The sequence below is a fragment of the Oceanobacillus caeni genome, assembly GCF_019037185.1.
Taxonomy (GTDB): Bacteria; Bacillota; Bacilli; order Bacillales; family Amphibacillaceae; genus Oceanobacillus; species Oceanobacillus caeni.
Window position 1 is genome coordinate 1 of sequence record NZ_JAHHXM010000040.1, and the last position, 21,277, is coordinate 21,277.

Annotated in this window: 19 protein-coding genes; 2 read left to right on the forward strand and 17 right to left on the reverse strand. The window is 36.1% G+C overall.

The features are described from left to right. Positions 1 to 61: 61 nt before the first annotated feature. The 6 genes from KM885_RS18155 to uxuA all read right to left on the reverse strand — a co-directional run bounded on the left by KM885_RS18155 (position 62) and on the right by uxuA (position 6,365). On the reverse strand, positions 62 to 196 hold the full coding sequence (locus tag KM885_RS18155; protein ID WP_276516085.1) for a hypothetical protein: 135 nt from the start codon (positions 194 to 196) through the stop codon (positions 62 to 64). 111 nt (positions 197 to 307) lie between these two features. Next, the gene (locus KM885_RS15400) at positions 308 to 1,927 is read right to left on the reverse strand and encodes a mannitol dehydrogenase family protein (protein WP_216884216.1); all 1,620 of its coding nucleotides are present in this window, start codon (positions 1,925 to 1,927) and stop codon (positions 308 to 310) included. Between the two features lie 146 nt (positions 1,928 to 2,073). After that, positions 2,074 to 2,721 (reverse strand): bifunctional 4-hydroxy-2-oxoglutarate aldolase/2-dehydro-3-deoxy-phosphogluconate aldolase, encoded by a 648-nt coding sequence (locus tag KM885_RS15405; RefSeq protein WP_216884217.1) that lies wholly within the window; start codon positions 2,719 to 2,721, stop codon positions 2,074 to 2,076. Positions 2,722 to 2,745: 24 nt separating this feature from the next. Next, the gene (locus KM885_RS15410) at positions 2,746 to 4,101 is read right to left on the reverse strand and encodes an MFS transporter (RefSeq protein ID WP_216884218.1); all 1,356 of its coding nucleotides are present in this window, start codon (positions 4,099 to 4,101) and stop codon (positions 2,746 to 2,748) included. Positions 4,102 to 4,255: 154 nt separating this feature from the next. After that, the gene (locus tag KM885_RS15415) at positions 4,256 to 5,278 is read right to left on the reverse strand and encodes a zinc-binding alcohol dehydrogenase family protein (protein WP_216884219.1); all 1,023 of its coding nucleotides are present in this window, start codon (positions 5,276 to 5,278) and stop codon (positions 4,256 to 4,258) included. A 19-nt stretch (positions 5,279 to 5,297) separates the two neighbouring features. Further along, positions 5,298 to 6,365 carry a mannonate dehydratase gene (gene uxuA, locus KM885_RS15420; RefSeq protein ID WP_216884220.1) on the reverse strand — a complete coding sequence of 356 codons (1,068 nt, stop codon included), beginning with the start codon at positions 6,363 to 6,365 and terminating at the stop codon, positions 5,298 to 5,300. Between the two features lie 263 nt (positions 6,366 to 6,628). Here uxuA and KM885_RS15425 point away from each other — a divergent pair, with 263 nt between their 5' ends. After that, complete coding sequence (locus KM885_RS15425) at positions 6,629 to 7,294, forward strand: GntR family transcriptional regulator (RefSeq protein WP_244987047.1); 666 nt, start codon at positions 6,629 to 6,631, stop codon at positions 7,292 to 7,294. 229 nt (positions 7,295 to 7,523) lie between these two features. On the opposite strand, the gene KM885_RS15430 is transcribed toward KM885_RS15425, so the two are convergent. The 7 genes from KM885_RS15430 to KM885_RS15460 form a co-directional block, all read right to left on the reverse strand. Continuing rightward, a complete protein-coding gene (locus KM885_RS15430; protein WP_216884222.1) occupies positions 7,524 to 8,288 on the reverse strand; it encodes an SDR family NAD(P)-dependent oxidoreductase in 765 nt (254 codons plus the stop codon). A gap of 11 nt (positions 8,289 to 8,299) precedes the next feature. Further along, complete coding sequence (locus KM885_RS15435; RefSeq protein WP_216884223.1) at positions 8,300 to 8,518, reverse strand: hypothetical protein; 219 nt, start codon at positions 8,516 to 8,518, stop codon at positions 8,300 to 8,302. Beyond that, entirely contained in the window at positions 8,496 to 8,627 is a 132-nt protein-coding gene (locus KM885_RS15440; protein WP_216884224.1) for a 3-hydroxyacyl-CoA dehydrogenase NAD-binding domain-containing protein, read from the reverse strand. Before KM885_RS15440 ends, KM885_RS15435 begins: the two co-directional genes overlap by 23 nt. Before the next feature lie 152 nt (positions 8,628 to 8,779). After that, on the reverse strand, positions 8,780 to 10,099 hold the full coding sequence (locus KM885_RS15445) for a GntP family permease (protein WP_216884225.1): 1,320 nt from the start codon (positions 10,097 to 10,099) through the stop codon (positions 8,780 to 8,782). A gap of 48 nt (positions 10,100 to 10,147) precedes the next feature. Continuing rightward, the gene (gene hisD, locus KM885_RS15450; RefSeq protein WP_216884226.1) at positions 10,148 to 11,431 is read right to left on the reverse strand and encodes a histidinol dehydrogenase; all 1,284 of its coding nucleotides are present in this window, start codon (positions 11,429 to 11,431) and stop codon (positions 10,148 to 10,150) included. Positions 11,432 to 11,549: 118 nt separating this feature from the next. Then, the gene (locus tag KM885_RS15455; RefSeq protein WP_216884227.1) at positions 11,550 to 12,536 is read right to left on the reverse strand and encodes a LacI family DNA-binding transcriptional regulator; all 987 of its coding nucleotides are present in this window, start codon (positions 12,534 to 12,536) and stop codon (positions 11,550 to 11,552) included. A 128-nt stretch (positions 12,537 to 12,664) separates the two neighbouring features. Then, the gene (locus KM885_RS15460; protein WP_216884228.1) at positions 12,665 to 13,165 is read right to left on the reverse strand and encodes an LURP-one-related/scramblase family protein; all 501 of its coding nucleotides are present in this window, start codon (positions 13,163 to 13,165) and stop codon (positions 12,665 to 12,667) included. A gap of 1,081 nt (positions 13,166 to 14,246) precedes the next feature. On the opposite strand from KM885_RS15460, the gene KM885_RS15465 reads away from it, so the two are divergent. Next, the gene (locus KM885_RS15465) at positions 14,247 to 15,122 is read left to right on the forward strand and encodes a DnaD domain-containing protein (protein ID WP_216884229.1); all 876 of its coding nucleotides are present in this window, start codon (positions 14,247 to 14,249) and stop codon (positions 15,120 to 15,122) included. A 137-nt stretch (positions 15,123 to 15,259) separates the two neighbouring features. On the opposite strand, the gene KM885_RS15470 is transcribed toward KM885_RS15465, so the two are convergent. From KM885_RS15470 to KM885_RS15485, 4 genes are all read right to left on the reverse strand, one after another. Beyond that, on the reverse strand, positions 15,260 to 18,346 hold the full coding sequence (locus tag KM885_RS15470; protein WP_204798041.1) for a DEAD/DEAH box helicase: 3,087 nt from the start codon (positions 18,344 to 18,346) through the stop codon (positions 15,260 to 15,262). 450 nt (positions 18,347 to 18,796) lie between these two features. After that, positions 18,797 to 20,128 carry a reverse transcriptase domain-containing protein gene (locus KM885_RS15475; RefSeq protein WP_216884230.1) on the reverse strand — a complete coding sequence of 444 codons (1,332 nt, stop codon included), beginning with the start codon at positions 20,126 to 20,128 and terminating at the stop codon, positions 18,797 to 18,799. 1 nt (position 20,129) lies between these two features. After that, entirely contained in the window at positions 20,130 to 20,720 is a 591-nt protein-coding gene (locus KM885_RS15480) for an SLATT domain-containing protein (RefSeq protein ID WP_216884231.1), read from the reverse strand. A gap of 332 nt (positions 20,721 to 21,052) precedes the next feature. Further along, complete coding sequence (locus KM885_RS15485; protein ID WP_216884232.1) at positions 21,053 to 21,202, reverse strand: hypothetical protein; 150 nt, start codon at positions 21,200 to 21,202, stop codon at positions 21,053 to 21,055. Between the last annotated feature and the right edge of the window lie 75 nt (positions 21,203 to 21,277).

Consider the following 21,277-nt stretch of genomic DNA (forward strand, 5'->3'; position numbering starts at 1 on the left):
TACATTTATGATAGAGCGCCTTTTCTTTTTTTTCTAGAATTTTGTTTCAAATCCCCGAGAACTATTTTACACATAGTGCGACATTTGCTTCTGCCCCGCCATAATGCATTGTCAGTTGATCAGTTTGAAAAATCCTTTCACCAGATTCAACAGAAAGCCTTAGCATTATTTCCCCAAGTGTTACAATTTTCTTCATAAGTATTCCCCTCAAACTTGTTGATTTATTTCAGTTAGTGCTATAGATATCAATTGGGCCATGAAGAACTTTTCATGGCCCAGCTACTTCTATCTAACACTAACTCTTCTCTTATCCAATATGACTGACATACTTCTCTAAAGTACGGCGTACTGCACCAGTACCAGAAAGCATTTCATAGAACATAGACTCAATCTTTTCGCCTAGCCCAATCTCATACAAATTGACTTCAAAGATGGATTCATTGGACAGAATAAATTTTATATTAGACGATTGATCACCCAAAACAACCCCCTCAAGAGCTGCTTGAAGAGTATCAAGCTGCGGATCAGGACTTAGAGTAAATGGCCTGCCTTCATCATCAATCCCTAGAAGATAGCGGCACCACGTTGCAATCGCTAGCGGGATCGCTACCAAATCTGTCGGGTTAAGATCCTCTCTTTTTACATAGGACTTCAATGTTTCACCGAATCGTATTCCTACTTTTAGGGATGTGTCACATGCAATGCGCTGCGGCGTATCCGGTATATAAGGGTTAGTGAAGCGTTCGTTCAAAACTTCATCCAGGAAGGCCTTTGGACTGATAATTTCAGGGTCTACCACTACCTTCAACCCTTCTTGATAACCAATCATTTCCGCAAATTTCCTCAGTGTTTCGTCTTTCATTTCTTCAGCAATTAGAGTATAGCCGAGTAGGCATCCGGAAACAGCCAATGCTGTATGAAGCGGATTCAGGCAAGTGGTAACTTTCATTGTTTCCATTTTGTTCACCGTTTCCCTGTCCGTAAAAATAATTCCCGAATGTTCTAGACCCGGACGACCATTTGTGAATTTGTCTTCAATCACAAGATATTCACTTACTTCTGCGTTGACGAAGGGCGCCGTATAAGTGTTTTTAGGTGTAACAATAATGTCCATGCCCATAATTCCATCCTCAAGTAGAACTTCTCTGACCTTTTCAGAGGGCCTTGGCGTAATTTTATCTATCATGCTGAGAGGAAAAGTAATCTTGTCCTCATTCTCCAGATAATCAATGAAGCCTTCCTCCACATGTTCTCTTCTTAGCCATTCCTTTGCAATCGTTAAGACAGAAGCTTTAAGTTTGTCGCCATTATGGGAACAGTTATCCATACTGACTAAAGTCATCGGATATTGTCCTTTCTTATATCTGCGATAGAGAAGCGCTGTCACAATGCTCATGGCATGGACCGGGCATTCCAATCCATTTTGAAAATCCTTTTCAACAAGGCTTATGAATTGTCCGGATGGATTTGTCAAGTTATAGCCCTTTTCCGTAATTGTAAAGCTAGCCAATTGTAAACTGGGATTTTCAAAAATCCCGACAAGGCGGTTAAATTCATCTTTCTTGTTATAATCCGCTGCAATAGTATCGACAATGCTACCAATAACGGCCTTCTCAAAAGAGCCGTTTGCTTTCATCGTCACAAGCAGGGTCAAGTTATCATATGGCCTGTTTAACAAGTCGATCATTTCAAAATCATGCGTTTTCACTGCAATAATTCCGGTATCCGCTTGGCCTTGGTTTAACAGTTTTTGATGTGCATTGGCGACAAAGCCCCTAAAAATATTTCCGGCACCGAAGTGTACCCATTGCGGCTTCTCTGTAGTGTTTTTGGCAACTTGGTTAAAATCAAATTGAGGAAGTTCAACTCCTAGTCGTTTCCAGGATTCAGCTTCATTTACTATACTACTTCTCTTTAACTGTAGCATTTAACACTCATCCTTTCTCTCTTTCCGCACCACAATAAATTTGCCACTTTCAAACACTCTTTTCAGTACGAAATATGTGTGTTTCAACGGAACATTACTTCACCAAAAGTTAGTACTTTCATCCGATTGCTTCCACTTATTAAAAATTATTTTACTTTTATCTCTTGATATTTTTCCATATACTGTTTTGCAATTTCAGTGACTTTTGCAAAGCCCCCGGTTGCTGCAGGTGCAAGCAGATTACCGCCAACACCGACACAAACAACCCCGGCTTTGAACCAATCTTCCATATTCTCCAGACTTACCCCACCAGTTGGCATAATGTTCAAATAAGGGATCGGTGCTTTGAAAGTTTTGACGATACTTGGTCCAAAAGCACTGCCTGGAAATAATTTGATAATGTCCACCCCATAAGTCAAGGCCGTTTTCATCTCGGTAATCGTCATGCAGCCAGGCAAATACGGGATTTGATAAAGATTACAGATTTTAGCTGTTTCTACATCAAAACAAGGACTCACGACAAATTGCGCTCCCGCCATGATAGCCAGCCTGGCGGTTGTTGCATCTAACACGGTCCCAGCGCCGATTACGATATCGGGGTCATTTGCATACTCCGCGATCAGCTCGGCAATTACTTGATCTGCTTGAGGGACTGTAAAGGTCAGTTCAATACCTTTCATCCCCCCATTAATAATGGCACGACTGGCTTTTAATGCCTCTTCTTTCGTTTCACCACGAATGACCGCTACCACACCGGCCTCTTTCAGGCTATTTAAAATATTATTTTTTTTCATTAATTCTGCCTCTCTTTTCTCATTTTATGCCGCATCTTCTAATTCATTTAAATCTCTTCCAGTAGTATCAGCTGATGCATATGCGCTGATAAAAGTAGATAAGGAGAAGATTATAACCATAATCGCAAGTGGAATCCAGCTATTAGTATAGGCTGCGACAAGTGCTGCAGCAATTACTGGGCCAAAACCAGTGGCAATACATCCTGCAATTTCCTTTGCCAAAGCCATCAAAGTCATTCGATTCTTGGAACCGAATAGTTCAGCCAAAACAACATTTTCGAGAGCAAATATTCCTTGTACCCCAATATTCAAGCCTAATACCAAAGCGATCGTAATAATGACTACATTGCCTGAATTTATCATCATCATCATCGGAATAGCGAAGATAGCCATTGCCATTGATAATATCATGTACATCTTTTTCCTGCCGATTTTATCACCTATATAACCTACTACTGGGATTGTAATAAAGGATATCAGTGAAGCAATAAGATTAGCATTTGTCGCAACCGTTTTCTCTAAAGCTAAGATTGTTACAATATAACCTGCCATATATGTTTGTAATAACCCACTATTACCTGCTTGTCCGAAGCGAAGACCTAAGGCAATGAAAAAGTTTTTCTTGCCATTTTTAGTTTTCGCTGTGTTAGCTTTAGTCAAATTAGATCCATGATGTACTGCATTTTCTCTTTCTTCCATTAGTAATTTTTTCTTTTCTTCCATAACTGGGCTTTCCTTAATGTGCATACGAATGATGATTGCCGCAATCATTGTTAATATAGATAGGAAGAAGGGAATTCTCCAGCCCCATGCAAGAAGCTGTTGCTCTGTTTGAACGGTTAAGATAATCGTCCATACCAAATTCGCTAATAGTGTTCCAGTAGATGTTCCTAAACAAACAAAACTACCTACCAAACCACGTTTTGACGGTTTCGCAAATTCAGCAACCATTACTCCAGCACCACTAATTTCAGCACCGGCACCTAGCCCCTGAATAATTCGCAACACAACTAATAACAAGGGAGCTAAAATACCTATTTTTTGATAAGTTGGTAACATACCGATTAGAGCGGTAGCGATACCCATCATCATAATAGTGACAACTAGAACATTTTTTCTTCCTATTTTATCACCCATTCGTCCAAAAATATAAGCACCGACTAAACGAGCTACATAACCAGCGCCGTAGGTTCCCATTGCCATAATTAAGCCCATTGCCGGACTAGCTTCAGGGAAAAATATCTTATTAAATACGATAGCAGCAGCCAATGAATACAGTTGGAAATCCATAAACTCCATGGCCGTGCCCAACCATCCGCTAGCAGTTACCTTAACCAACTCTTTGGTTGAAACATGATAATCGTTATTTTTATTTTTCATAATGTCCTCTCCTCTGTTAGACATGACAGGTGATTAATCAAAAATAATAACTGAGGGGCTAACTAATAAATACTTACTCATAGTTCGTCCACTCCTTCAGCTTTTCTGCTACATCCTCTTTTAAAGTGCTCACAATCCTATCTGTAAAAGGTATTTATTCAAACAAAATAACAGCTTTTCTTACTTTTTCTGGTTCCTTATTAATTAAATCGAAAGCATCTTGAATATTATTAATGGAAAAAGTATGTGTAACAATTCCATCCCCTGTTAGTTGTCCCTTTTCTATCGATTGAATAACTGGGGCAAACTGATAAGCTTGCAATCTGGAACCGTAAACAGTTAATTGTTTTTGCATGATTGGTTTCTGAGCGATTTGGGAGGCCTCTTCAGACATTCCTAAAGGTACAATTGCACCAGCTACTGAGGCGTATTCAAAGCAGTTTTCGAATGTGCTTTTTGTACAAGCGGCATCGATTACCACATTGGCTCCCTCATGATTTGTCCATCCGTTCAACTTTTCCGCTAAATCCTCATTCAAAACGTTAACAACTCTGTCTGCACCATTTAATTTGGCAAATTCCAAACGGGAGTCTAATACATCTGAAACCATTACGGATGCTCCCTTAGCTTTAGCCATTCTTAATATTAATTGCCCTATCGTACCTGCTCCTTGAATCAACACAGTTTTTCCTAATTCTACTTTCCCTCTGGTTGTTGCATTTCCAGCAATTGTGTAAGGTTCAGCTAATACAGCCGTAGTCCATGGAACATTTTTATCAATTTTATGTGCTTGCTTCTCGTCAACTTTCACATATTCCTGCATCCCGCCATCAACATGAACACCCGAAACTTCTAATTCTTTGCAAACATTAGGCATTCCTTGTCGGCATGCATAGCACTTTCCGCAATAAGTAATAGGTTCGATTACAACGTGATCACCAACCTCTAGCCCAGACACCTTATTTCCTATTTCTGCCACTTCACCGACAAATTCATGCCCAATAACTCTTGGCAAAGTTGCAAAGGGATTTTCTCCATGATAGATATGATTATCACTTCCACAGATACCTGCTGCCTTAACTTTTACAATTACTTCAGTAGAGTCTTTTGAAAGTACGGGGCTTTCTACTTCTACTAACCTCAAATCCTTTTTTCCGTATACTTTTGCCGCCAACATATGAAAACCTCCTAATCTATTAATTATTTTTTTCGATTGCTTCCCATAAACCATTAAGATAGCTGGCGCCTAATGCACGGTCATACAAACCGTAACCTGGACGGCCCATCTCACCCCAGATCATACGACCGTGGTCTGGACGAATGTATCCGTTGAAGCCGTTATCATACATAGTCTTTAAAATATTATATAAATCTAAGGAACCATATTCTGATTTATGAGGTGCCTCATAGAAGTCTTTATCCTGTATAAATTTAATATTGCGTACATGGGCAAATGGAATCCGACCGCGTTTACAGAACTCAGCCAAGATCGCATAGACATCATTGGCTGGATCTTCGGCGATACTTCCAGTACATAACGTAATCCCATTGCAAGGACTATCTACCACATTGCATACCCAATCCAAGTCTTCTCGATTTTTCACGATTCGTGGTAGGCCAAAGATCGAGTATGGGGGATCATCGGGATGGATCGCCATTTTCACACCGACTTCCTCACATGTAGGGATGATTGCTTTTAAGAAGTAGGCAAAGTTTTCCCGCAGTTTTTCTTCATCAACATCTTTATACGCTTCAAATAAAGATTTAACTTGGGCCAAACGTTCTGGTTCCCAACCTGGTAATGCAAACTCGTTGCTGGAGTTTTCAACTTTTCGGATGATTTCTTTAGGATCCTCCGGGATATCTTTAGCGATAAAAGCCATCGTTGAGGACCCATCTGGTAATTTATAATCTAAATCAGACTTGATCCAGTCAAAAACCGGCATGAAGTTGTAGCAGATAACTTCAATCCCGAGTTCAGCCAAGTTTCGAATCGTTTGTTTATAGTTTTCTATGTATTGATCCCGTGTTGGCAAACCAATCTTAATGTCATCATGAATATTAACGCTTTCAATAACTTTCAAAGTCAGCCCTGCTGCCTCAATCTCTTCTTTTAATGCCTTGATACGTTCTTTTGGCCAAACTTCTCCAACTGGGATATCCATTAATGTTCCTACAATCCCATTTACTGCAGGAATTTGACGAATATCTAGCAGAGAAATCTTTTCTTCTTTGGCACCGTACCATCTAAATGTCATTTCCATAATTATTTCCCTCCAAATTCGGTTACATAGTGATGTAATGTCTTACTTGGGAGTTCTTACCATTCTGGGAAAAACTATCGGTAGTCCTCTCAAACTAATATATCAGTTTTATCAACAATTGCATTATATAACCTTAAAAAGACAGTGTCAATGAAATTATATAGCGTTTTCATGGAAATTATCGCTAAATCTAATATATTAGATTTCCTTTTTTACAATTTTTGTTATAATAACGTTATAAACGGAAAGAAGAGGACAAAGTGATGATAACGAGCCTACAAACACAAGCTTATCAAGCAATCCGTAAAAAAATAATCTATTCTGATCTAGAACCAGGGAAAAAAATCTCTGAAAAGGGATTGGAAGAAATGTTGAAAATTGGGCGTACGCCTATTCGAGAAGCATTGATCCAATTACGGAAGCAAGAATTGGTTTATACAATTCCACAAAGCGGAACCTATATTTCGTTAATTGATCTCCCTTCAGCTAAAAATGCCCGTTTCGTTCGTGAACATTTGGAAAAGCAGATCATGATTGAATGTTGTGCAAAACTAACAAGAGAAACACAAATAATTTTGGAAACAATTATTGAAGAGCAAGAAAAGGCCATAAATGCAAATGACCGACGTACATTTTTTCATACCGACAATCTTTTCCATGAAGCTTGCTTTGAGATTGCAGGACGACAAGAGGTTTGGAACTGGTTAGATGATCATAATATCCATCTCGAACGTTTCCGCTGGTTACGGGTCACCACAGAAAATCTTAAAATAATTATGACCCAACACTATCGTCTGCTAGAGGCTTTGATTAATAAAGATGCCGAAGAAGCCTATTTTTTAACCGCACTCCATCTCCATATGATGTTAGATGAGGAGGAAATTATAGTAAATAAATTTCCTGATTTTTTTAAACACAGAAAAGGGTAGCTATCGCTTATGAAGGCTACCCTGTCTATTCTTCCGCTTGATGTTTTTCTATTTCTAATACTTTCAACTAAATAACCAACATCTTTATCCAATGACATCTTCATTCACTCCTTTTCACGGGTTCTATTTTGACAGAAAAGGGATTTTACTTTTCCACATAACTGAGCCAACTCACTTTTGTTGAAGATTCAGAACTCAAATCTGAAAAATTCATTCTTTCAGCCTATAACTAAATCGCAGTCCAACCTCCATCAACCTTTATTGTTTCACCCGTTACAAAGTTTGATAGATTTGATGCTAGATACAATACCGCTCCTGAAATATCATGGGGCTTTGGGAGTTCATCAAAAAGTATTCGACTTTTAACATCCTTTTTGAAATCCTCATCTTCAAACATTTTTGAAGTCAACTCTGTCTCAATAAATGTGGGTGCGACAGCGTTCACATTAATGTGATACGGTGCCCATTCCACTGCTAAAGCTTTCGTTAATTGTACAACCCCGCCTTTACTTGAACAGTAGGCAGCTCGCTTTATATAACCAACAAAGGACATTTGTGAGGCTATGTTAATAATACGACCGCTTTTTTGTTCAACCATATACTTAGCGACAGCCTGGCTAAAGAAAAAAAGTGCCTTTAAATTTGTGTCTATTACCTTATCCCAATCCTGTTCAGTAACCTCAAGCGCTTCCTTTGGAATATTAATCCCCGCATTATTTACTAATACATCCACTGCACCATAGTCACGGACAATATTATCGACAATTTTCTTCACATGTGTAATATCATTCACATCGGCTTGTACAGCCTTATGATTACCTTGAAAAACGTTAAGTTCAGAAAGCGTCTGATTTAAATCCTTTTCATTACGACCTATAATAATAACATTAGCTCCAAGCCTTGAAAATGAAAGTGCAATATCCTTCCCAATACCCTTGCTGCCACCTGTCACTATTACTGTTTTCTTTTGAAGATCTGAAAAATAGGTGCTCACATCTTTCACTCCTATTCTTTATTCATTTGATCAAACTTCAAGAAATGAATTAACATTTTCTCTCTCTTAGCATTGATAGTTTCAGAAGTAGCTTTATTCCAAACATAAAATCCTTCTCCACTTTTATCACCCAACTTACCTTCATTGACCAAGTTCGAAAATATATTTCCAGATCCTTTCGCGATACTTAAGTCATCAAATAAATAACTAGGAATGATCTGATTTTCCAATAACTTTCTCGTTCATACCAAAAACCTCTACATTCATTCCTTCCCAAGCTGCAGCCAATGCAATGGAATGACCCATTGTACCACTACCAATAATTGATAACTTCTCCATATTGGCCACTCCTCTAACATAATATGTGGAAAAACTAAAGCCTACTACATGTTTCACCTAGCGTGGACGGAAATATTCTATTAATCTATAGAAATAAGGAGAAGCGACAGACACCAATTAATAGATGCCTGCCCTATTCTCTTTAAGTTTTATTACCCTCCTATACCAAGTGAGAACAATACAATTGCTAATATCACTCCCACAAGTGGAACAACCACCGTCATTGCACCAAAGGCTGGGTAGGCACTTTTATGTGTTTCACCAGCAATAGACCGAATGGTTGTCACAGCATATCCACCATGGGGTAATGAATCTAATGTTCCAGAAGATAATGAGATTGTTCGGTGAAGTGCATCTGCATTTACTCCCATATCCAAATAGTGTGGTCCTAATATGGGTAGTGCAATAGTCTGTCCGCCAGAAGAAGAACCTGTTAGTCCAGCAATGACCATTACCGCTACAGCCCCGCCAATTAACGGGTCCCCAGGTATGTTTGTCATAAAGTCAACAGCAGAATCAAAAGCTGGTGTTACTTTTGCAACGCCACCAAAACCAACCACGGCTGAGGTATTTCCAATTGCTATCAATGCACCAGTTGTACCTTCACCAACTGCACTCCAAAAATTCCTGAAATATTTTCTATTTAACAACCAAGTAGCGATAATCCCACTTAGTAAAGCTAAGATTAAAGCAGACTGTTCTAATGAATTGTGAAAAGCAAATGATACGATGAGAACAGCCAATAGAGGAACTATACTTGTTAATGGATGCGGGAGATCTGTCCTTATTTCCTGATTATCGGTTTCTCTTCCTTCAAAAGATTCCCCTTTAGCCACTGCTTTTCGAATCATTTTCATTAGCCACCAATAACCAAAGATCAACATGAAAACGGCAACAATTAAACTTACTTCCCAGCCGGCATAAGGACTTGTACCTAAATACGGAATTGGTATCCAGTTTTGAATTTCTGGTGATCCGGCAGAAGTCATAGTAAACGTTGTTGAACCAAAGGCTAACGCTGCCGGTATAAATCGTCTTGGAAAATTTGCCTCTTTAAATAAACTGATCGCCATTGGGTATACGGCAAAAGCTACAACAAATAAACTAACACCACCATAAGTTAATACCGCACAAGCTAGTACAACAGCTAGTACCGCATGTTTTATTCCCAACTTTGATACGATCCAATGCGATACACTCTCAGCTGCACCACTATCCTCCATCACTTTCCCAAAAATTGCACCGGCCAAGAACATCAAGTACCACGAAGTGATAAATCCAGCAAACCCATCCATATAACTAGAGATGAAATCGGTCTGACCTTCTGAAGCAAATTGTGGAAATATCGGGACTCCGTTCAGCACTGCAACGAACAGTGCTGAAAGTGGAGCAACGATTAATAAATTCATGCCTCTCATTACCAAAAAGGTTAATAAAATTAAGCCCCCAATTAACCCAATCATACTTACCATACATGCCACCACCCTATATCTATGGAAAAAAGAAACATAACGTAACTTTTATCCTTTATTTCCATACTTTCGAACGCGCAACAATGCTTGTTCGGCATGGCCGGAAAAGTTTTCTAGCTGACAAAGTCTAGCGGCATATTCACCGATGTAAGCACTTTTTTCATCAGATGTAATCCTTTGATAGGTAACAGTTTTCAAAAACTTACCTACCCAAAGTCCACCAGTATATTTAGCTGCACCTTTTGTTGGTAAAGTATGGTTCGTCCCAATTACTTTATCACCATAGGCAACATTTGTTTTAGGACCTAAGAACAAGCAGCCGTAATTCGTCATGTTCTCCAAGAAGAAATCAGGATTTTTCGTTAAAATTTCAACATGTTCAAATGCCAGTCGGTCTGCTTCCTTTAATGCCTCTTGTTCATCTTCAACAAAAATGATTTGACCATAATCTTCCCAGGAAACACTTGCGACATCAGCAGTAGGTAATACCTTTAACTGCCTTTCAATTTCTTTTAAAGTTTCTTTTGCAATTTCTTCGGATGTTGTAATTAAAGCACCAGGCGATGTTGGGCCATGTTCTCCTTGTCCTAAAATATCCGTAGCAATCATTTCCGGATCACTTGTTTCATCGGCAACAACAAGCGTTTCAGTTGGGCCAGCAAACAAGTCAATTCCTACTCTTCCATAAAGTTGACGTTTGGTTTCTGCAACAAATGCATTACCAGGTCCAACAATCATATCTACAGGATCAATTGTTTCCGTTCCAATAGCCATTCCAGCCATCGCCTGTATTCCACCAAGAATATAGATTTCATCTGCACCAGCTTTGTGCATTGCAAAAACAGTTGCAGATGGAATTTCTCCATTAATTGGCGGCGTACAAGCTATCACTCTTTTTACACCCGCTACTTTAGCAGTTAAAACACTCATATGGGCTGAAGCGACCATCGGATAGCGACCACCAGGTATATAACAGCCTACACTATTTACTGGAATATTTTTATGACCAAGTATCACACCTGGCATCATCTCTACCTCGATATCTTTCATAGACTCTCGTTGTTCTTGTGCAAATTTCCTTATATTGTTTTGTGCAAATTCAATGTCCTTCACAGTTTGTTCAGGAATAGTTGCACAAATTTCCTCAATTTCTTCCTTAGTAAGGCGAAAACTATCTGGGCTCCAGTTATCGAATTTCACCGATAGTTCTCTGATAGCTTTATCTCCCTCATTTTCAATTTTACTAATAGTTGAACGGACGATTTCAGATACCTTAGCGTCATCTTTCTGAATATCTTCTTCAATCTTCCCTTTTTTAATATAAGTTGCCATAAAATCTCTCCTTTTTAAATTGCATACGTATGCAAAAAATACCAAAGCTATATCAAATAGCTTTATAAAAATAATAACGATAGCGGTTTCAATTGTCAATAAAAATTTTATTTTCATATTATTTCGTTGTGTTTCGGTGGATAAAATAACCGTTTAATTTTAATACTTTTTTATTAATAGTCTTGGGATCTGTTAGCAATAGATTTATTGTTTCATCTACCATCTTTTCCATCGGTTGTGCCCATGTTGACAGCATATAGCTTGGCCACGAGGACATTTTTATATTATCAAATCCAATTATAATAGTTTCATCTGGAATGGATATATTTTTTTCCTTTAATGCATCTAAAGCACCTATCGCTGTAATATCATTAGCTCCAAAAATCACCTCAGGCTGATGGCCGCTTTCAATCATGCCTTTCGTAAGATAATAGGATTTATCATATGTATAATCGCCCTCTAGAATAGTAATCTGAATCCCTTTCTGATTAAAAAAGTCCATAAATCCCTTTTGTCTATCCCTGCTTGTTGATGTATTGGTTTTACCCGTAATAAAAACAATATCCCGATACCCTTTTTCATATACATACTTAGCAATTTCCTTTGCAGCATTAATATTATCACAAGAAACCGAATTACATTCCAGATCTTTATGATACCGGTTAAATAATGTTACTGGAATGTTATTGTCATGAAGTTTAGTAACTACTTTAGACGATAAAAGAGCATCGGTGACAATAATTCCTTCCACGTTATATTCAAGAAAATGATTAATTTCATCTTGCTGAATCTCTTCATTTTCTGTATATACAAATAACACACTGTACCCTTTTGCTCTTAATTTTTGTGTAAACATACCTAAAACTTCATGATAGAAAGGATTTTGAATATCCTTCATTGCCAATCCAACCATATTTGTCTTTTGTTTTATTAGGCCTCTTGCCAAAGCATTAGGTCGATAATTTAATTCTTCTGCTATTTCCAATACTTTTTTTCTGGTTTTTTCAGAAACACTAGCTCCAGTAGTAAAGACCCGTGAAACAGTAGATTGAGATACATTTGCAAGTTTCGCTACATCCTTAGCCGAAATACTCCTTTTTTCCATGTTGATGCTCCATTCTAAAGAAATAAATTAATTTCTATTTAGATACTATTATATCTCATCTATTTCTACTTTGGCACCATTTTCCATAATCCCTAAGATCTGCATCTATTGTTATCAATCATCCTTTTTTAACTCGGTGCTACTGAGGAAGCAGCAGCTGATTGATCAGCCTTCACACAATCAACGGCGACTACAAGCGCAATAATAAGAGTCTCTAACTCTTCCTTCCATACTTGAACCTTATAGCTATCACCCCAAGTGAACCACTCTTTACTCACCTCTCCAACAACTTCGCCTTGTTGGTACACCTGAAAGTTCATGTCCCACCAGTTGCCATGTACCTCAATATCTGCCGCATCAATAGTATAACGTGCTTTAAAAAAGGAAAACTCCTTCTTAATCGTTAACGCCTCTCGACCATTCACCTCCACCAAAAACTTCGGTAAAAAGCTAAACACCTTTTTCGTAATAAGCGCAACTTCCTCACTTGCTTTATTCCTAATGGAGAAGGTCTTAGGGATCTTCATAAAACTACCCTCCACGAAATAAACATTCTCTTCCTGCTGATCTTTCACTGTGAACTTTTCACTTAAACTGAATACCCTTTGCTTTATATAAAGTTGCTTCATGCTATGCCTCCTTTGATATTCGTATCCTTTCAATTTTAATTATACACAAATAAAACATTGGTATTAACGGTATTTCTTGAATTGGCTAACTAATTTATTCACTCATAGATAAGTTCACCGTACCGATTTGTAGGATAAAATAAAGCACCTCTAAAAATATTTTTTGAGGTGCTTCAACATATGAATGGTTCCTTATTCCAATAACATTTTTGATTTGTAATATCCTTATTTTGTCCCTATTATCCTTATTCCCTCTGTTAATGCATCAAAAATGTTCTTAAACCCCTTCTTTAAAAAGTTAGTTCAATATTATCTACAAGCTCATAGACGGCTTATTGACCAAAGTATAGACCGAACAATGAACCACAGAGCGAACCACAATGCGAGCACATTATATAAACAAAACAAAACGAAATAAAACATAATACTATCTACTACGAATGCGCGACCTTTTGCAGATGGATTTCTGAAAGGGCGCTTTTTTATTCGACAAAATATGACAAAGAAAGTGAGAAAAAAGTGTAAAAACTGTCTAACTTACAAAACCTCCTGCAGAAACGTCATTTCTGCAGAAAAACAGGAGAGAATCTAGTAGAATTATGTCGATGTTTGTCGAAAATGCGAAGTTAGCAACCTTTACAGTTTTAATCGGTTTGATTATGATAGATTCGACATTACGTTTTGCCACACTGAAAAAATGGAAGTTTTGAACTTGAAGAAAAATGATGATCTGTTTAAAGATATTTTCAAGAAAAATGAGAAATGTATTTATTATCATATGCACAAGCTTGGCATCCAGGATCCGTTTGACGCCTTTTATTCAGAATGATTGTATGCCATGTAGATTGCCTATCAAAAATTGAACCAAATAAAGGCCCCCTCGCCACTTACTTCATTTACACCATTCGCAATCTCCTCATCGATTTAATCCGAAAGAAAACCAATGACGAACAAAATAAAGAAAACTACGTGGAAAAGGAAATTACGGGCGTATTTTAAGATGTGAAAACCTGGGGACATGGCGATACGAAGGCGACATAGTGACAATAGGATGGACGGAACAAAAGAAAGGGAGATAAAAATGAACTACATAAAGGAAATAAATGCCTTTTATGAATCAATCGAATACAATCCACTGACCAACTCGGCTATTGCCTTATGGCATGCGTTGATGCATATCAATAACAAGACAAGGTGGAAGCGCGAATTTCGTGTAGCGGGAGCGGTATTACGGATTAAAGCAGGTTTGAACGAATCTGCTTTTAAACGAGCGAGAACAGAGCTAAAAGAAAAAGGATACATTACCCACGAACCTAAAGGGGGTAATCAAGCACCCGTTTACCGAATGATTAGTTTGATAGAAAACTATGATGTCGTACAACGAGTAGATTCGGGTGAAGATGCAGAGGAAACGGATAAGACTTCAACTAGGACGGAATCAGCTAAGAGAAACGCAACTGAACAAGTGGAAGGCGTTAGGAAACAGAGGGGAACGGCAGTGGTAGCGGGTACGAAGCCAAAGTCTGAGGAAAAAGGTGTATTCAAGTTCTATCAAGATAACTTTGGTGCCCTAAGTCCATTCGTGATGGATTCATTGAATGATTGGGTAGGAGATGTGGGAGAAACGTTAGTGATGGAGGCGATGAAACGTGCATTGGAGAGAAATAAGACGAGTTGGGGCAATGTAAAAAGTATATTGCTAGCATGGGAAAAGAAAGGGATTCGAAATATGAATGCGGTAAGGGCCGATGATATGGAATTTCGAAATAGGAAAAAGCGACATTATCATTATATTCCTAATGGGAGGCGTGAAGTAATTCCTGATTGGTTTAAAGAACAAAAGGAGCAGAAAAATCGGTTGGAGAAAAAGAATCAAAGTATGGTAGTAAACCCGAAAGATGCGGATGCCGTTCGGATGAAGATTAAGCAGTTGAAGGAGGAGTTGGGGTATAAATGATCGTTTGCTTCTCCTCCAACACACCGTAAGCATGGATAATGCCGCTATGTATATCCCCAATAAATTCTAGGTATTTATTTAACAAAAGAGTAATAAACTATTTCAAATTACTATGACAAACGGTACTTTACATTTAATTACCTATTATAGTCGTCAATAATCGATATCGTTTTATTTGCCACTTCACTACCGAGTGAGGCATATAATTTCTTATCGCCAATAACGTAAAATTCCTTTTTAGCACGTGTAGCTGCAACATTCATCATATTTGGATCAGAAACAGCCCATCTAGCCGCCCCACTGCTGTTTGAATCCGCTCCAAGAACAAAATAGACAATTTCTGCTTCTTTCCCTTGAAAGGTATGGACAGTTCCAATATTTTTTATTTTCCCACGTTCTCGTTTTGTGAAGTTAATTTCATCTAAAACTTGTGCAAGTTTATAAGCTACATTTCTAAATGGGGATATAACATAGATTTGTTCTGCTGAACCTGGATCTTCCTGCAAGCGTCTAGCAATCAGACCTTTCAGTAAGTCAGCTTGCTCCTTAACAAATTTGTCATTTGCCTTTCCAGTTGAATCATACCATTGTGATTTTCCTTGTGATTTATCTTCTGATATACCTTGTACCATCAGCCCATCATACGAGATTTCATTTGAAATTGTAAACATCGGATAGTTCGAACGTCTGTGTACCCAAAGTGGTATACCAATCCATTCATCCTCATTTTTTTGGAAACCATATTGACTTGTGGCATCCACAATTGTTTGTGTAGACGCATCAGCTGAGACAAATTTTTCATCAACTTTGTGATATCTTCCAATTAAGGTCAGAACATTTGAGTCTAACGTCATTACTGGTTTTATTTGCGATGGATCCCCAACGACCATAACCTTTTTGCTCCTAAAAATTGCCCCAACACTAGCCTGTGGTAATGCTTGACCAGCCTCATCTATGAATAGATTACCAATTGAATTTTCATTAAGGTTTTTAAACATTCTACCAAAACTAGCAAACGTAGTGCTGACAACAGGGATAGCGAAATTCAACCATTGCCATGATTCTGAAATTAACTGATCTCCATTCTCCTTTCCAATGTATTCAGACTGTTTATTCCAGATAATTCTTGCCACTTTCAAATTCCTTCTGTTTTCATACAGGAATTGCTTTCTAACTTTTAAGGCTGAAATAAATAACTCTGATTGTAAAATACGGAACTGCTTAGTAAACCATGGATTAGACTTTTGAAGTTCATCATACGATAGTGAAAAATCTAGTTCCTTTATGCCGCTTTGACGTTTGAGTCTTTCCAATAAAGCAATTTCTTGTTCCAATTTTTTTAAATCATTTTGTTGAGTAGTCATCCATCGATTGAAGTCAGCTCTTGTGTCCTGAATTTGTTTTTGGGCATACTCACCTTTTGTAGCATTTTTCTTTAATCCATTTTCGAGTTGTATGCGGTCATTCAACAATTTGGTCATTTGTTGAGACAGGTGGTTTAGATGATCATTCGCATTATTAAGATCTTCAAAGTACTGTTCAACCTTTGGTTTATTAAATACTTTCTGAAACCATAAAAAACTTGGCTTTTGTGAAGTAACTACTTCATAATTTCTTTCAGCTTGAACTTGTAAATTAGTTAAATTTTCAATTTCAATGGAAGTATTTGATAAATCCCTTTGGAGATTTACCTTTTCTTGTCTCAGTCTTTCAAGTTCGCGCTTTGTTTCCTCTTCCTGTAAAATCAAATTTGCTCGTTTCTTCTTTTCTTCTTGTTCAAAAGCAATGGCTTGCTCCTCATGCTTGGTTTTTAATTTTTGAAGAGTATACATTTTCTTGCTATATTTTTGAACTCTTTCCCTTTCAGTTTTTAATTCATCATAAAGACGTGTAAATTCTTGATATACACCTGTATTCGCTTGATAATTTTCTTCTAAATCTTTTTCAATTGCTTCGATATTTAAAAGTAACTTGTTAATGTTTGTTGACGCTCCACCTTCCAACGAGAAGGTACCCCAATTTTCATCATTTAAAAGCTCACTTTTAATCACGCGATCCTTTCCGAAACCTTCACCGGTTAATTTAGAATTAGAAATATCTTTAAAATAACTTGCTTCATCTAGTTGCTTTTGAAAATCGTTAGCAACCTCTTTTTTCTTTGGTAACTCCTTCACAATGTTTTGAACCGCTCCATTGTTTGAGCTTGCTACAATAATATTCTTATCTGAAATGGAATGCGGTAAAACGCCAAGTTTAGCATTTTGCCAATAAACTAGACTTCCTTGAATCCTTTTATTAGAAAGCTTTGAGATTTCCGCTGCCTGTTGTACTACTAAATCAGCAAAAATATCTTTTAACAGTGTTGTTTTCCCAGTTCCCGGCGGCCCATTGACACTACGAATATCATTTTCATTATTTAAAGCTAGATTTATCGCAACCTGTTGCATGAACGAAAGCGGATGATCAGGATTACTTGGGAACCGCCCCAACGGATAAAATTTAGGTTGTAATATTGACTTGAAAATATGTGAATTAAAATGAATTGATTCCTTTTTACTATCTAGATTTTTTCTACATCCAGAAAAGCCATTAAAATATCGATCCAAATTTTTATTAGTGATTGTCTTTGCTTTGTTCAGATCTTCAATAAAGAAAGAATGTAGATTTACATCTCCATTATCTAAGTTTTTCACAAATGCATAGCGGAAATTTTCTGTGGTAACATTATATTTTTGTAAAAGTACAGAAATTGTGGTATTAAAATCTTCATCAAATTTCCTATTCAAATCTTCTCTAAATGAGTTTTCTACTTTTAGAAAATCCTTCGGTAAATCACCATGTTGGCGGATATAACCGCTCATCGTAAGGAATAATTTGTCTGCTATAAAATTTAACTGGTTATCAAAATATAAAGAGAAGGTGAATTTCTCAGAGTTACTAACTTCTTCGTAGGTTTTAGCAATCTTGTATTTCTCCCTCAATATATCAACAACCTCTTGGAAATTGAAAATATCAAAATATAATACTAAGCCCGACTTCTTAAAAAACTTATCGGATACATTTTGTTGTTCTTTTTGTTTCGTTAAGAAGTCTGAAAAAAACTTATTCCAGTCCTCCTCCGCTGTATATAAACGCTTTAAGGATTTGTCCCTTTTATTAATAGAACCCTCGGATAGTTGCTCTATCGTAATCCAAGCATTTAAAATGTCTTTCCTTTCATTCATGTTACCACTCCCACTCCTGATGATCCTTAACCGTAATCTTGCCACTTAAACTGAATTCCTTCTGCTCTATATAAAGTTGCTTCATGCTATTCCTCTATTTAGCAAAATACCTATATGGAAACAGGCTTACAAATAATGAAGTTACTTTTGAGCCTTTCAATTTTAATTATACACAACTCAACCAGTGGAATTAACCGTATTTTTGTAACTAGCCAACTAACCTTTTATTCACTTATGATACAGTTCACCCTTATTATTTGAGAGGCAAAAATAGGCATTGGTGTTGTACCGATGCCTATTTTTTACAAATTACTATTTATATAATAAGTATATCAAACTTTAGTCCTCAGTAACTTGCTACAACTTAACCAATTATTAGGAAGTACAAACAGATAGGTTATTGATTTTAATTAATCATATCGATCATTACATATAACTCTAACAAACTATCTACGATAAATGCTGGATATCTTGCTCTAGTTTTTTCAGGCTATTAAATATATATTTTCTGAAATTCCTATCAATTTTTTCATCATCTGCATTCCTTAGTCTCTTTAGGTTAAAAACATTTATTAATAAATCCTTTTTTTGTTTAATTTCATACTTATCAAAGTTGGGTATATAATTACTTCCTGAACGGTTAAAAAGGATTTCATGATAAGTTCTAACGAATTTCTTTATACTTTTTTCACTTATATTTTGAATTTCAAACCTTTTAAATAGTTTTTCTACAAACCAGTCCAGCCTATATAAAATACTTAAATCATCTATCTGTGAATAAAAAAATAACCAACCATATTTATTCTCATCTATAATTCCACCAGTGATTTTTATGTTTAAATTCCATACAAATTCACTAGTTCTCTTAAAATCTGAATATTTGTACCTAGTAAACACCTCTACTAATGATTTCTCTAATTTAAAAATATTATGTTCCCTAATCCCCGCCACATTATCAATAAAATTATACCCTAAGAATGAGAATTCCTGTGATAACAATCCATGTTGTTTTTTATCCTTATTGTATTTTAATTCTAGACTGTTAATATGCTTTTCCAGTTTATTTTCTATCTTTTCTTTATGATCTTTATTACAAATAATAAGTACGTCATCTACATATCTAAAATAGGCAAACTCATGTTGATTATTGAAGTTTTTATCCAATTGATTCAAATAAATATTAGCTAAGATATTTGATATGGATAATCCTTGAGGAACACCACGTTTGTTCTGGATGTATGGTTTACTTGTTGTTGGGGAAATAGTAGGTGTCTTAATTGCATTACTAATAAGGTTTATCAACTCTTTTTTACGTACCTTTCTTCTCACTTTACTAATCAACATATCATGATTGATATTATCGTAGAACTTTTCAATATCTATCTTAATAAAATAATTATAGTTAGAGTTATTCATTGTTGTTTTTACTTTTGAAATAACAGTTTGAACTATTTCTAGATTTATATCTCCAGCAAATGCATTAGATAATATTTTGTGCAAAATTGCTAACGTTACTTTGTCTCTAATTGTTGGTATTGAAATTACCCTTGGTACCTTATCTCTACCTTTATTAATTAACTTTTCTTTATAAGGAGTAAACTTGTAAGTATTATTATTTACTTTTCTGTTAATAATCTTAATATTAGATTCAATATCCTTTTCAAAAGTTTCTTTATTAATTCCATCTAGTCCTGTCGATGGCTTTAGTTTAACTTTTTCATTATATATTTCTTCAATTTGTTTATCTTGAAATAATTTATTAAAGTCTTTATAAGCACTCATTTTATATCCAATCCTTAATAATTAATATTATAGGTGAAAATGGAACTAATAATAGAACTATAAAAATAAGCCCATAATACAATTTATACAGAAAATAGCGTATGTAGTGTTTATAATCTATAAGATCTTTTTGATTAAATATCTGAAACTTTAAAAAGTCATAAGCATTATGGTTTTCAACGCTTTCAAGAACCTTAGAATATTCATTTCTAATCTCAATAAACCTTCTTTTTCCTTCTTGTTTTTCAATAAAAGGCAATTCAGATAATAAGATTTCCAAGTCAGCGTATAAGTCATCAAGTTTTATATAACAATTTTTTAAATAGATAATTCGTTCTCTATAATTTAGTGAATTTACACCGACAGTTATTCCAAACAAGAAAAGTGATGCTATTACTGTGAAAAGGGAAAAATGGGTGTTATCAGTGGTATTTAATGACCAAATGGATATACTCAAAATCACTAGTGTATAGTAATTAATTAAAAACTGGGTAACCTTGTTAGTAAAAACCAGCCTATCAGAAGTATTAATTCTACACTTTCGAGTAATCCAGACTTTATTAGATAGACTTTTTATTTGTTCTTCGTTCATCTAGTTCATTCCCATCACATATTTGCATATATATAATGTGGAGTTCCCCTTAAAATAATTACATTTTCACTTTTACGAAAAAAGCCAAAAATGTGCTGCCGTCAAACATCACATTTCTTTAAGGTTTACCTTGAAACCTTGTTGATTAGCCACGTTCCTTTTTTAAACGGAACCTTCTGATAGATTTCAGAATAAGGGGAACTCCCTATCTATTTTTACATTTATTAACTATATAGTAAACCTAAAATACTTATATTCTATTTATGAACCTCTATGAAGCTAGGTTTTTATATTGTTAAAATTACCCTAAGCTCCAAATATTAATATTACGATTATTTCTTACAACCATTTTTATCACAAGTAATTTTGGAACTAGTATTTACCCAGTGACTTGATTTTTCCTTCGTATTGAATCCGCAACCAGTGCTTCCACCTTTTGTTCCACTATGAACAATTCCAGTTGGTATATGTTTAACAGCCATCTTTATCACCTCCTTAAATTACTAGTTTTATATTTAAGATTATCTGTCCTATAACATAGGAACAGTCACTCACAA